Raw genomic sequence first — 12,954 nt, forward strand, 5'->3', positions numbered from 1 at the left:
TATAGTACAAATGTAGATCATAAAACCGTACGAAGTATTGACGTAGGATAAGAAATGATTTGTGTGATGATTTTATCATTTCTGATAAAACAATTATTAACATTAGTTATTGCGTTAAAAATTGTACCACCATGGAATCAGTTTGATTTGTCAATGTTTTAATTTAACACTTCTTAACGAATGATTTTAATTTCTTATTTTTGATGGATTCAATTTTATGCAATGAAATTATATAAATTATCTTTATTGATGCTGGTTTTGGGAAGCAGTGCATATGCGCAGACCCAAAAATTCACGATGGCGGAGGCTGTTAACGGGTTACGGACCAACTTAGCCGTAAAAAATATCTCTCAGTTTTCATGGTCTGCTGATGGGAAATCTTACATTCAGGCGGTAAAAGGCGGATACCTGATCACAGACCTGAAGACTGCTAAGCAGGATACATTGATATCGCTCACTCAGTTAAATAAAAACCTTGCAGATAACAAGTTCAAGGCCGTTCCGCAAATTAAATTCACAAGCAATTCCCACGGATATTTCAATTCGGATGGTAAAATGGTTTGGGTAGAAAAATCAGGAAGCGACTGGAAAACAAAAAATACGGTTGCTATCGATGAAAATGCATCGAATATCAAGGTATTTGAAGATCATCAGACTTTTGCATTTACCGTAAAGAATAATTTATTCGTTCATAAAAATGGAAAAACACTTGCTGTAACCAATGATTCAGATGAAAATATTCTGAATGGTGCTGCCAACGTCCACCGGAACGAATTCGGAATCGATTCCGGAATTTTCCCGGCTCCTAATTCTGAAAGTGTCGCTTTTTACAGAATGGATCAGACCATGGTGGCAGATTATCCGGTTATCGACTGGTCTGTAACGCCTGCTGTCAATCACAATATCAAATATCCCATGGCTGGCCAGACCTCTCATCAGGTCACGCTTGGAGTATTCAACCTCAAAAGCCAATCCACTGTATTTTTAAATATCGAGGGTGAAAAAGACCAGTATTTAACGGCTGTTACCTGGAGTCCGGACTCAAAATATATCTTTGTAGGGGTTCTGAACAGACGTCAGAATCATATGAAGCTGAACCAGTATGATGCCGCGACAGGAAATTTGGTGAAAATGGTATTTGAAGAAACAGACAGTAAATATGTTGAGCCGCAGCATCCACTGACCTTCTTCCCGAATTCAACTACAGATTTTATCTGGCAGAGCCAGAGAACGGGATACAATCACCTCTTTCATTACAGTCTGGAAAAAGGACTGATTTCTCAGATCACAAAAGGCGATTGGCTGGTGACGGAAATCTTAGGTTTCAACGAAAAGAAAAAAGAGATCTATTTCACATCTACCAAAGAAACACCTCTGGAAAAGCATTTATACAGAATCAACTGGACCAACTTCAAAATGCAGCGATTGGATCATGCAGAGGGAGTTCATACGGGAGTGTTAAGCAGTGACGGAAATTATCTGTATGACATTTACAGCAATGCCAACACACCGAGAGTGGCTAATATTATCAATACCAATAGCTTAAAAACAAATAACCTTTTAACCGCTGAAAACCCGTTAAAAAATTATCAGAGACCTGAAATTAAAAGTGTAAACCTGAAAGCGGATGACGGAACGGTCTTATATGGAAAAATAATCCTTCCAACGAATTTTGATCCGGCGAAGAAATATCCTGTGATTGTTTATTTATACAACGGACCTCATCTTCAGCTGATCACCAATACATTCCCGGCTTCAGGAAACCTTTGGTATGAATATATGGCTCAGAACGGATATATCATTTTCACAATGGACGGAAGAGGTTCTGCCAACAGAGGAATGAAATTCGAACAGGCCGTTTTCAGAAATCTTGGAACCACCGAAATGAATGACCAGATGAAAGGAGTAGAGTATCTGAAGTCACTTCCTTATGTAGACTCAGAAAAAATGGGAATCCACGGCTGGAGTTTTGGCGGATTTATGACCACGAGCTTTATGCTCCGTAAGCCGGATGTTTTCAAAGTAGGTGTTGCAGGAGGTCCTGTAATCGACTGGAAAATGTATGAAATCATGTATGGAGAGAGATATATGGATACCCCACAGGAAAACCCGCAGGGATATGCCGCTGCCAGTCTTTTAGATAAAGTTCAGAATCTTAAAGGGAAGCTGCTTATGATCCACGGAGCACAGGATGATGTGGTGGTTTGGCAACATTCTGTAAAATTTATCAAATCTGCTGTAGACAATGGAGTGCAGCTGGATTATTTCGTTTATCCGGGGCATCCGCACAATGTGATCGGAAAAGACAGGGTACATCTGATGCAGAAAATAACAGATTATTTTGACCAGAACCTGAAAAAATAATAGTGAATCCAACCGATGAGGTTGGATTTTTTTTTATTTTAATATAGAAAAGATGTCATCCGTTCTTATCAAAGATCAATGTATTTCATTGGTAAGACTCCTAATTTTGTATATCTAAAAAACAACAATATGGAATTAGGAATTGGAATGTTTGGTGACTTATCATTTGATCAGGCCACCGGAAAATATAAAGATGCAGGCATTAAGATCCGTGAAATCCTTGAACAGGTAAAATTAATGGATGAGGTAGGAATAGATGTTTTTGCCATGGGCGAGCATCACCGTCCCGATTATGCGGTTTCCTCTCCGGAAATGGTGCTGGCCGCAGTAGCGGGAATTACAAAAAATATAAAGCTGGCCAGTGGCGTAACCGTATTAAGCTCATCTGAACCCGTGAAAGTATATGAAGATTTTTCGACATTGGATTTGATTTCCGATGGCCGCGCAGAGATTTTTGTGGGCCGGGGCAGTTTCATCGAGTCATTTCCTCTGTATGGATATTCGCTGGGTGATTACGAAGCGCTTTTTGATGAAAAATTAGAACTGTTGCTGAAAATAAACACTGAAGAAAATGTTTCATGGTCAGGAAAGCTTCGGGCACCCATGGAAAATCAGACGGTTTACCCAAGAGCAAAAAATGGAGGGAGATTACCTATCTGGAGAGCCGTGGGAGGTACTCCACAGTCGGTTCTAAATGCAGCGCAGTTGGGAATGCCTTTGGTGGTGGCTATCATCGGAGGAATGCCCGTTCAGTTTAAAAATTTAATTGAATTTTATAAACAGGAATACCAGAAAGCAGGGCATGACGTATCAAAAATGCAGATTGCTGTTCATTCCCATACATTTGTAAGCGATGATCCTAAAGTAATTGACGGATATTTCCATAACTACAAATCTCAGATGGACAGAGTAGGATCTTCGAGAGGCTGGGCACCTTACACCAAAGAGCAGTATGAAGGAGGAAGAAGTAAAGACGGAGCTTTGTTTATCGGAAGTCCGAAAGAAGTGGCCGATAAGATTGTCTACCTGAAAGAGATTTTTGGAATTACAAGATTTATCGGACATATGGATACTGGGGACCCTTCTCATGAATTGATGATGAAGTCCATAGAATTGTTCGGAAAAGAAGTGAAGCCGGCCATTCAGAATCTGTAAAAATAAATCGCCGCTGAAATCTCAGCGGCGATTCTTTTATACGTATGTAATAACTGAACATTGTCTTTATAATTACGTCACACTTTATATCAAAAATGCTAAGATTTCCCACAGATCAGGCCAGTCATGCTCATCTGTTACATCAAAATCTGCGTGATACAGCAAGATATCACTTCCAATTATCAGATAATATTAATAATGCTTCCACGTTCCTCATCCTTTATAATTTCCAGGGCTACAGGAATTTTTTCCTTAAGCTCTTCCACATGCGAAATAATTCCTACGATTCTGTTTTCTTTCTGAAGAGCATTCAGGGTTTCAAATACAATATTGACAGACTCAAGGTCCTGAGTTCCGAAACCTTCATCGATGAAAAAGAAATTTTTATCCGATAATGCATTCGCCTGAACACTTTCTGCCAAAGCAAGAGCCAGACTAAGAGAGACCTGAAAAGACTGCCCGCCGGACAAAGTTTTTATACTTCTGCTGCGCCCTTCATTCAGATAATCAATAATTTCAAAATCATTATTTTCATTCAGCTGCAAACTGAGTTGATTCCGGGTCATTCTGTGGAATCGTATATTAGCATGATCACACAACTGACGGAGATAAATAGATGAAACATACTGCACAAAACCAGCCGCCTTAAAAAGATTGGTCATTGTCTTTAAATTTTCTGCACGCTTTTGAAGTATACCTAAATTTTTAAGCAAATCTTCTTTTTTATGGTGTTCTTTTTCTAATCTTTCAATTTCCGAAGTAAGTTTTACAACAGTGTCGTTTAGTTGTTTTAATTGCGTTTCTGCCGCATTGACCTCATTCTGCTGAGTTTCAAACATCTCATTGTCAAAAGTGAAATGTTTCAGTTTTTCTTCCAGTTCGAGAATTCCGTTCTTTAAAGTTTCAAAATCGATTTTAAATTTTTGAATACGGTTTCTGGAATCTTCTACATTAAACTCCTGAATTAAAATCTTTTCGACCTCAGCAAGATCAGAAAAATTATTCTCAGATAATAGTGTACCGATCAATTCCATATTCGAAGAAATTTCCAGTTTCAGTTCTGAAATCTGCTTTTCCAGCTGACTTAATACCGTTTTTTCTTCTGCCAGCCTGGGAGAAACCTGTTTTTCTTTTTCAATTAATCCCTGATAATTTTTCTCAGTCTCAGAATTGGATCTTGATAATTTCTGATAAATTTCCTCAACTTCTTCTGTTGCTTTACCGGAATAATTTTCCCAGCTTACAATTTTCAGATTAGATTGATGGATATGAATCTGTTCTTCTTTTTTAGCTTCCTGGATTCTGAAAGTTTCAAGAGCCTTCTGATATTTTTCTAAATTTTCAAGTTCTTTGGATAAGGTGTTGCGTTCTTTAGTGATCGTCTGACTCAACTGCTCAATCTGCTTTTCCGTTTCCAGTGATGCTGCCCGTTTCTGGTTAAATTCAGCTTCTTTTTCAGTATTAAATTCTGTCCAGATAAAAGCCTTTAAATGACTTTCAATATCCTTCTGAATTCCGGAGATTATGTTCTGTTCAGCTTTAAGCTGATGATCGAAAATATTTTTTCTTTCTGAGATCTTATCCGTTTCTGTTTCCTGTTTCTGAAGATTAAGGAGCGCCTGATCAACAGACCGCACTTTTTCTTCAAACTCCCGTAATTCAGCATTTACGTCATGAAACTCCACCACATTCGGATGTTCCGGAGAGCCACAGAGCGGGCAGGCTTCTCCGTGCTGAAGCTCCTTGGAAAACCTGGCCAATTCCTGCTGGATTTTTAAAGAATCCAGTTTTTGTGAAAATGCCTTCTTCTGAATTTCCAGTTTTTCTTTTTTAATCTTAAAATCTTCTTTGAAATTTTCAGGAAATGCTTTTAATTCATCTGAAATCTTCAGGATCTCTATCTGCTGCTTTTTTATTTTTTCAGAAGAATCTTCCTTCATTTTTTTCAGACCTTTGTATTGTGTAAACCAGTTTCCGACAGGAATAAGGATCCCGGAATCAAGTTTTTTGGCCTTTAAAATGTCAATTTCCTTTGAAAGCAAATCAATATTATTCTGGATGTTTTTTCTTTTACCCTCAACCTCCTTTACTTCTTCAGATCCTCTGTCTGTTCTTTCCTGAAGTTTTTTTATCTCTTCAGAATAGATCATGATCTGTACAATCAGTTTCAGGTCATTCTCCTGTATTTTCGACTGTTCTAATGCTTCAAACTGAGGCTGGAGACTGGCAATATGCTCTTTTATCGTATTAAATTCCAATTCCGTTTCATGTGCCGTTTTTCTCTGTATTTCTGCCTGCGACTGTTTTGCTGAAATTTCTTTCGAGAGTTTATTTTTCTCAGCAATTAAAGGGCTAAAAATTCTGGAAACCCTGTCATAAAGATCAGTCTGGCTTTCTAAAATATCAATCTCTTTCTTTTGTTCTGAAAGGATGGTAAAACGGTTTTTTTTCTGTTCTAAATTCTCAAAATCGGTTTTTAAATTTTTAAGCTGCTGAAAACGATCGGATATCTTCTTAAAACGTTCTCTGGCATCGGAAAAACTGTGCTGCTCTATTTTTAAAACTTCTTTCTGAGCGGAAATCTGTTCTTCGGTAATTTCTTCAAACCCTTTCAACTGTCCGTCCAGCTGATCGAGCTCAGATCTGTTTTTAACGTTCAGAGAAGCGACATTATTTTGGAGGTCAAAACGCTGAAGATTGAAAATTTCCTTCATCATGGTCGTTCTTTCCGTAGCGCCAAGCTCAAGAAATTCTTTGAACTGCCCCTGCGGAATAATGATCGTCCTTTTAAAATTGGCATAGTTCAGACCAATAATCTTTTCAGCATCTGAATGTTCCAGGGGAATCCATTGATGATTCTTCTGCTCATAAAATGTTACCGAGCTCGGTTTTACGTCCTCGAATTTTTTAGAATTACGCCGGAAGTCTCTCGTCGCCCGGAAAACTTTATTTTCAAAATTCATAAAATCAAACTCTATGTAGGAGACATTCGATTTCAGATTCATCATATTATATGCCCGTTTGTCACGCATATTCAGGCGCTCGGTTTCTCCGTAAAGAGCAAAAGAAATCGCTTCAAGAATAGATGATTTTCCGGAACCCACAGATCCGAAGATGCCGAATAATCCGGCGCCGGTGAGATTTTTAAAATCGATAATCTGTCGTTCCCGGTAAGAATAAAGTCCTTCGATAGTAAGCTGAACAGGGATCATGTCTTAAGCATTTAAAATTTCGTTAAACAAGTTCATCAGGTCTTCATTGGCTTCCTGTCCGCCGTTTTTTGATTTAAAATATTCCTGAAACAGAGATTCTATATTCTGATTCAAGTTGATTTCATGAACTGCATTTTCATTAAATTCATGATTTTTAATCTTCGGTATTAAGTACACGATACCGTGATGCGCCTGATACAGAAGTTTTCTTTCATCAGCCGTTAAAAAAGTAGGACTTTCCATTGTTAATTCAACAAACGTATTCTGGTTTTCAGCTAACCAGCTTACCGCTTTATCTATGGAATCAAAGGTCTTTCTGACCAAGCTCTTCCCGTTTTTTAGTTGAACTTTTTCAAAAGAAACGTTTTTTCCTCTTTCTGCGTTAACGACAGAAATATATTTTTTCTGTCCAGCCTCGCTGAAACTGTAGCAAAGGGGAGATGAAGAATAGATGACAGGTTTCTCTGGTGTTCCTATATTCTGAAAGCCATGCAGGTGTCCCAATGCAGTATATTGAATCTGATCCGGAATAATATCTGAAAAAATAAGATCAGCATTTCCTATTTTGATCGGTTTTTCTCCCTCTGGTTCTTCCAGGATACCGGCTCCTTTTTTATTCATGTATAAATGGGCAGTGAGAATATTAATACCATTCTCATCACAAAACTGGTCGGCAAGCTGTTTCCACTTTTCAGCTAAAACTTTATTAATCTCTTCTTCTTTATTTTCTCCAAAATATTCTTTCAGACGAATTTCATTGGCATATGGAGTGTGTAAAATACGGATTGGTGTTTCCGAATTTTTCAGGATCAGTTCTACAAAGCCTTCTTCTGATTTTGAAATCCGGAAGTAGGCAGTCTCGAAAGGATTTATCTTTGTTTTTGGATGTCCGATCAGAATAATACCGCATTCACGGGCTAAAGGATCCGGAGCATTGATCAGATTAGGCGAATCATGATTGCCGGCAATCGCAATAACAGGTCGTTTTCCGTTTAACGATAAACGTTTTAGGGTTTTATAAAACAATTCTACCGCGTCAACACCCGGATTAAAATTGTCAAAAAGATCTCCGGCGATTAAAACCAGGTCAACATTTTGTTCGTCGGCAATCTGAACAATCTCATCCATGAGCAGCACCTGCTCTTCAAGTCTTGAAAAACGGTCGAGACGTTTGCCTAAATGCCAGTCGGCGGTGTGTAGAATTTTCATAATGTATTATTCTCCTCTCTTGCTTTAAAATCCTCCCTGATTTGTCTTAAACGTGCTTTTCTTTCTATTTCCGCATTCTGTATTTTACGTTTTTTCTGGTCGATTTTCTTTTTATTTTTTTTCCTGTTGGCTTCGTTATTTTTGCTCATACTTATTTTTCCTCATGAGTAACTTAAAATGATCCGGTATCGGGATATCTTTATCAAAAATACTAAAGATTATGGGGTAAAGCAATTTTAGTGTGGAGTGAGGGAAATATTTGTAATGAATCATCAGTTCTCACCGGTTTCTGAAACCGGTGAGGCTTAGTTTACTTGAGTCGGAGACCTCAATCATCCACTATAGGTTATCATCAAAACAATTTTAAATCAGAAACCAGACAGCCACCGAAAATCCTTCTGCTTTAGAAATGAAATGAATACCTTTACAGCATTATGGAACAGCAATCAAAAGACCCACTGCACGGAAAAAGACTTGACGCCATTCTTGAAGAACTGGTGGAATACTATAACGGATTTGAAAAATTAGGGGAACAGATTAATATCAGATGTTTTACGGATAATCCCAGTATCAGCTCTTCTCTGAAGTTTCTGAGAAAAACAGATTGGGCCAGGGCCAAAGTTGAAAGTTTATATCTTTTTGTATTAAGGGAGAAAAAACGCAGTGAAAAAGAAAACCGGTAATTCTTATATTCTTCTTTATCTCTGTTTTCCGACCAATGTTTTCAAAAACAGTATATTTGTACTGTAATCGTGAAAAAGACTTCACGACAAAAAATTAAAATATGACAATCGAAAACAATCATGTTGTAGCTGTAAAGTATATACTTCACACGATCGAAGAAGATGGAAGTAAAACTCTTGTAGAAGAAACAACAGCAGAAAATCCACTTACATTTTTGTATGGTGTGGGAATGATGATTCCAAAATTTGAACAAAATATCCTGGGTTTACAGGCTGGTGATAAAGCAGATTTTGTAATTCAGCCGGAAGAGGCTTACGGTGAAAAACAACCGGATGCGATCGCACAATTGCCAATTGAAATGTTCAACGAAGCAGGAATCCCACCAGTGGGAGCTATTTTACCGTTATCTGATAATGAAGGAAATAATTTTCAGGCATTCGTAGTAGAAGTAACACCGGAAGCGGTAGTTGCAGATCTTAATCATCCGATGGCAGGGAAAGTACTGGATTTTCAGGTAGAAATTCTGAACACCCGTCCGGCTACTGAGGATGAATTATCGCATGGTCATGCTCACGGAGTTAACGGAGACGAAGCTCACTAAATAATATAAATGTCCGATCTGTATCGGACATTTTTTATTTCAAATTTTGCAGGATTATTATCAAGAATAAAAATCCATACGCGCTTTTAATGTATCGTAATTTCCGTCCTTCGGTATCAGGATATAAAATTTTATTCCAGAAATTCTCCATTCACATAAAACCAACGGTTTCGGATCATTTTGAATGTTGATAATTCATGATGAACCTGTTTCTGACCATCTTCATCGGTATAAAAAGCTTTAAATTCCACTTTGCTGACAGAAGGTTTATCTATGATTTCAAGCTTTGTCCATTCATTGATTTCTCCCCATTCCTGCAGATCTTTCCTGTTATGATCCTTTCTTTTGGCCGGAGCGGTGGTTTCCATTAGATATTCTCCATTCGGAATGGCAAACGCAGAAAATCTTGAACGCATCAATGCTTCTGCAGTGGGAGCATATTTTTCCTTGGTATGATAAGGCTTACAACATTCTTCGTATGGCTTTCCGGAACAGCAGGGACAATTCATTTTCTAAATTTTAAAGCACAAATTTACAGTAATATTTTTCATAAACAGCACAAATCATGCATCAACAGGCATAGGCTTTAGCCTAAACCTAAACGTTAAATCTGTCACATTTAAAATAAAAAAAGCATCCAAAATGAATGCTTCTATAAATTATTTAATAAAACCTCTGTTTCTCAATAAAGGTTTAATATCGGGATCATGTCCGGTAAAATCCCTGAAGGCCTGATTAAGATCTACGGAATTTCCTACTGATAAAATATATTTTCTGAAACGGTCTCCGTTTTCTCTCGTAAGTCCGCCGTTCTTTGAAATCCATTCCCAGGCATCATTATCCAACGTCTCAGACCACAGATAGGCATAATATCCGGCAGAATAACCGCCTCCCCAGATATGCGCAAAATATGGCGTATGATATCTTGGAGGGACAGTAGATAAGGTAAAGCCATGTTTGGCTAAGGACTGTTTTTCAAAATCTAACACCGGAATCAGTTGATTCTCATCGGTTACCGTATGCCAGTCCATATCCAGCTCAGCTGCAGAAACCAATTCTGTGGTCATATAGCCCTGATTGAATGTAGCCGCTTTTTTAATTTTATCAACCAAAGCCTGTGGAATAGGCTGTTTTGTTTCGTAATGAAGCGCATAATTTTTCAGAACAACGGGATCTAAAGCCCAATGCTCATTGATCTGTGAAGGAAACTCTACAAAATCTCTCGGTACACTCGTTCCTGAAAGGGACGGATATTTCTGACTGGCAAACATCCCGTGAATAGAATGTCCGAATTCATGGAAAATGGTGCTTACATCATCATAGCTGATTAATGAAGGTTTTCCCGGGGCCGGTTTTTGGTAGTTATAACAGTTGACGATTACCGGTTTGGTGCCTAATAAATAAGACTGCTCGACAAAATTACTCATCCATGCGCCTCCGTTTTTGGAATCTCTTGTGTAGAAATCCAGATAATAAATGGCGATAGATTTTCCGTCATGATCAAAAACTTCATAAGTAACTACATCAGGATGATAAACGGGAAGGTCCGTTCTTTTTTTGAAGGTCAGTCCGTAAAACTTCTCGGCAGCAAAGAAAACACCTTTTTCCAGAACAGTGGTGATTTCAAAATAAGGTTTTATCTGGTTCTCATCCAGATCGAATTTTGCTTTTCTTACCTGCTCTGCGTAGAATGTCCAGTCCCATGGCTCGACTTTAAAACCTCCTTTTTGCTGATCGATCAGGTCCTGGATATCTTTTGCCTCACGTCTTGCTGTTTCTACGGCAGGGGTGGCAATCTGGTTCATTAATTTGGTAGCCGCTTCAGGGGTTTTTGCCATCTGGTCCTGTAATTTCCATTCAGCATAGCTTTTCTTACCTAAAATCTGGGCTTTTTTAAGTCTCAGTTTTGCCAGTTTTTCGATCGTTCCTCTGGTATCATTGGCATCACCTTTTTCAGCTCTTAGCCAGGATGCCTTGAACAGTTTTTCTCTTGTTGCCCTGTTTTTAAGGTTTTGTAAGAGAGGTTGTTGTGTGGTGTTCTGTAAAGCCAGAAGATATTGCCCTTCCTTACCTGCATTTTTAGCATCAGTGGCGGCAGCCGCAATTTCATCGGCAGAAAGTCCGTCCAATTCTTTAGCGTTGGCAAAGAAAACTCCGCCCGCTTTTCTGGCTTCCAGTAATTTATTCGAGTACTGAGTGGAAAGAGAGGCCAGCTCCTGATTCACCTGCTTTAATTTTTCTTTATCAGCAGAAGAAAGATTGGCACCTGCGATTTCAAAATTTTGCTTATAATACTGCAGTAATCTTTTGCTTTCGGAATCTAACCCTTTTTCTGTGATGGCCTGTATTCTTTTGTATAGATTTTCATTGAGATACATTTTATCGGAATGAGCCGCAAAGATTGGGGCATACTCTTCATCCAGCGCCTGTAGAGTAGGATTGGTATTCGCACTTGTCAGGTTAGAAAATACAATAACAGCCCTTTTCAGAACCTCTCCGCTCTGTTCTAAAGCAACGATGGTATTTTCAAAAGTAGGCGCCTGCGGGTTGTCCGCAATTTTAAGGATTTCAGCGTCATGTTGTTGTAAACCAAAATCAAAAGCAGGTTTAAAATGTTCATTTTTAATTTTATCAAATTCAGGAGCTTCATACTGAAGCCGGCTTTTTTTAATAAAAGGATTGGATGACAGGGCATCGGGCACAGGGATTTCCTGTTTGTTATCGGCTTTTTTCATTGTAGTACAAGAGTAGTTAAATGCTAATGCAGAAATTAATAATACCGATGTAATATTTTTCATAAATTAGTTGTTAATAAAGTATAAAGATATTAAAACTTAAATTAAAATAATAAACATGAAATCAACACCTATTTTTATTTTCTCTGCATTCCTCTTACTGTCGTGCAATGATAAACATGAAAGAAGAAATAGTGATCAAAACACCGGTGAAAAAAGAGACTGGGTAGAGAAAGTGACCAATACGGATCACGGTCCCCTAAAACATAAGGAAGTAAGTCTGGATTTCGATGAAATTGAAGTGTCACAGGCTATTGATGCAGAAATTATAAAATCGGACGTTGAAAAAGTAGTGATCTCTGCTTCGGAAAATATTATTGATGACATCCTGGTGGAGAAAAAAGGAAGTAAGGTTCATATTCATTACAATCGGGGAATACGGGTGATGAATAATACTAAAGTGACGGCTAAGATTTATACTAAAGATTTTTCAAAAGTAATTGCCAATTCTGCTGCCAAGATTACGGTAAAAGATAAATTTGTTCAGGATAAAATGGATGTTGAGGTATCGAGTTCGGGCAGTGTTTCCGGAGACCTGGAAGCTAATGATTTCGAAATTTCTGTTGACAGCAGCAGTAGTTTCAATGGTAAAATATGGGCTGTCGATCTGGATGTCGAAGCCTCTTCAGCCGCGAGCATTGATGTTTCAGGGAAAGCAAAAAATGCTGATATAAGCTCATCATCAGGCAGCAGCATTTCAGCGAAAGGATTGATGGTAGAACATTTAAAGGCTGACGCATCAAGCGGAGCAAGTGTAGAAGTGAGTGTTACGACAAGCGTTAAAGCCGAAGCGTCTTCCGGAGGAAGCGTTAGTGTTTCCAAAAGAGGGAATGTAACTTCAGTTACTAAAGAGGAAAGTAGTGGTGGAAGTGTTGATATTCAATAAAATAAATACTTGTCTATGAAATGATAAGTTGAAAAGTCAGGGCTTGGA

At 38.2% G+C, this 12,954-nt stretch carries 10 protein-coding genes; 5 read left to right on the forward strand and 5 right to left on the reverse strand.

Features of this window, described 5'->3' with window-relative positions:
- The first annotated feature begins 222 nt into the window (after positions 1-222).
- Complete coding sequence (locus ODZ84_RS17445; RefSeq protein WP_266173658.1) at positions 223-2,364, forward strand: S9 family peptidase; 2,142 nt, start codon at positions 223-225, stop codon at positions 2,362-2,364.
- Positions 2,365-2,493: 129 nt separating this feature from the next.
- Complete coding sequence (locus tag ODZ84_RS17450) at positions 2,494-3,519, forward strand: LLM class flavin-dependent oxidoreductase (protein ID WP_266173659.1); 1,026 nt, start codon at positions 2,494-2,496, stop codon at positions 3,517-3,519.
- 182 nt (positions 3,520-3,701) lie between these two features.
- On the opposite strand, the gene ODZ84_RS17455 is transcribed toward ODZ84_RS17450, so the two are convergent.
- Genes ODZ84_RS17455 through ODZ84_RS17465 form a run of 3 tightly spaced genes read right to left on the reverse strand, consistent with a single transcriptional unit; the run spans position 3,702 to position 8,089 of the window.
- Positions 3,702-6,731, reverse strand: a complete 3,030-nt coding sequence (locus tag ODZ84_RS17455) for an AAA family ATPase (RefSeq protein WP_266173660.1) — start codon at positions 6,729-6,731, stop codon at positions 3,702-3,704.
- 3 nt (positions 6,732-6,734) lie between these two features.
- On the reverse strand, positions 6,735-7,940 hold the full coding sequence (locus ODZ84_RS17460; protein WP_266173661.1) for a metallophosphoesterase family protein: 1,206 nt from the start codon (positions 7,938-7,940) through the stop codon (positions 6,735-6,737).
- Positions 7,937-8,089, reverse strand: coding sequence for a hypothetical protein (locus ODZ84_RS17465; RefSeq protein WP_266173662.1), 153 nt, complete (start codon positions 8,087-8,089; stop codon positions 7,937-7,939). The genes ODZ84_RS17460 and ODZ84_RS17465 overlap by 4 nt, the downstream gene beginning before the upstream one ends.
- Before the next feature lie 285 nt (positions 8,090-8,374).
- Here ODZ84_RS17465 and ODZ84_RS17470 point away from each other — a divergent pair, with 285 nt between their 5' ends.
- On the forward strand, positions 8,375-8,623 hold the full coding sequence (locus tag ODZ84_RS17470) for a VF530 family protein (RefSeq protein ID WP_266173663.1): 249 nt from the start codon (positions 8,375-8,377) through the stop codon (positions 8,621-8,623).
- Between the two features lie 101 nt (positions 8,624-8,724).
- Positions 8,725-9,225, forward strand: a complete 501-nt coding sequence (locus tag ODZ84_RS17475; RefSeq protein WP_266173664.1) for an FKBP-type peptidyl-prolyl cis-trans isomerase — start codon at positions 8,725-8,727, stop codon at positions 9,223-9,225.
- A gap of 131 nt (positions 9,226-9,356) precedes the next feature.
- Here the strand turns inward: ODZ84_RS17475 and ODZ84_RS17480 are convergent, their stop codons facing one another.
- Together ODZ84_RS17480 and ODZ84_RS17485 are read right to left on the reverse strand one after the other, a co-directional pair.
- A complete protein-coding gene (locus ODZ84_RS17480) occupies positions 9,357-9,734 on the reverse strand; it encodes a YchJ family protein (RefSeq protein WP_266173665.1) in 378 nt (125 codons plus the stop codon).
- Between the two features lie 150 nt (positions 9,735-9,884).
- On the reverse strand, positions 9,885-12,023 hold the full coding sequence (locus tag ODZ84_RS17485) for a M3 family metallopeptidase (protein WP_266173666.1): 2,139 nt from the start codon (positions 12,021-12,023) through the stop codon (positions 9,885-9,887).
- A 55-nt stretch (positions 12,024-12,078) separates the two neighbouring features.
- Here ODZ84_RS17485 and ODZ84_RS17490 point away from each other — a divergent pair, with 55 nt between their 5' ends.
- Positions 12,079-12,906, forward strand: coding sequence for a head GIN domain-containing protein (locus tag ODZ84_RS17490; RefSeq protein ID WP_266173667.1), 828 nt, complete (start codon positions 12,079-12,081; stop codon positions 12,904-12,906).
- Positions 12,907-12,954: the final 48 nt, after the last annotated feature.

The sequence above is a fragment of the Chryseobacterium fluminis genome, from assembly GCF_026314945.1.
Taxonomy (GTDB): Bacteria; Bacteroidota; Bacteroidia; order Flavobacteriales; family Weeksellaceae; genus Chryseobacterium; species Chryseobacterium fluminis.

Coding starts and splice junctions, on each gene's coding strand:
- ODZ84_RS17445 (WP_266173658.1), top strand. CDS start 223: ATGAAATTATATAAATTATCTTTATTGATGCTGGTTTTGGGAAGCAGT.
- ODZ84_RS17450 (WP_266173659.1), top strand. CDS start 2,494: ATGGAATTAGGAATTGGAATGTTTGGTGACTTATCATTTGATCAGGCC.
- ODZ84_RS17455 (WP_266173660.1), bottom strand. CDS start 6,731: ATGATCCCTGTTCAGCTTACTATCGAAGGACTTTATTCTTACCGGGAA.
- ODZ84_RS17460 (WP_266173661.1), bottom strand. CDS start 7,940: ATGAAAATTCTACACACCGCCGACTGGCATTTAGGCAAACGTCTCGAC.
- ODZ84_RS17465 (WP_266173662.1), bottom strand. CDS start 8,089: ATGAGCAAAAATAACGAAGCCAACAGGAAAAAAAATAAAAAGAAAATC.
- ODZ84_RS17470 (WP_266173663.1), top strand. CDS start 8,375: ATGGAACAGCAATCAAAAGACCCACTGCACGGAAAAAGACTTGACGCC.
- ODZ84_RS17475 (WP_266173664.1), top strand. CDS start 8,725: ATGACAATCGAAAACAATCATGTTGTAGCTGTAAAGTATATACTTCAC.
- ODZ84_RS17480 (WP_266173665.1), bottom strand. CDS start 9,734: ATGAATTGTCCCTGCTGTTCCGGAAAGCCATACGAAGAATGTTGTAAG.
- ODZ84_RS17485 (WP_266173666.1), bottom strand. CDS start 12,023: ATGAAAAATATTACATCGGTATTATTAATTTCTGCATTAGCATTTAAC.
- ODZ84_RS17490 (WP_266173667.1), top strand. CDS start 12,079: ATGAAATCAACACCTATTTTTATTTTCTCTGCATTCCTCTTACTGTCG.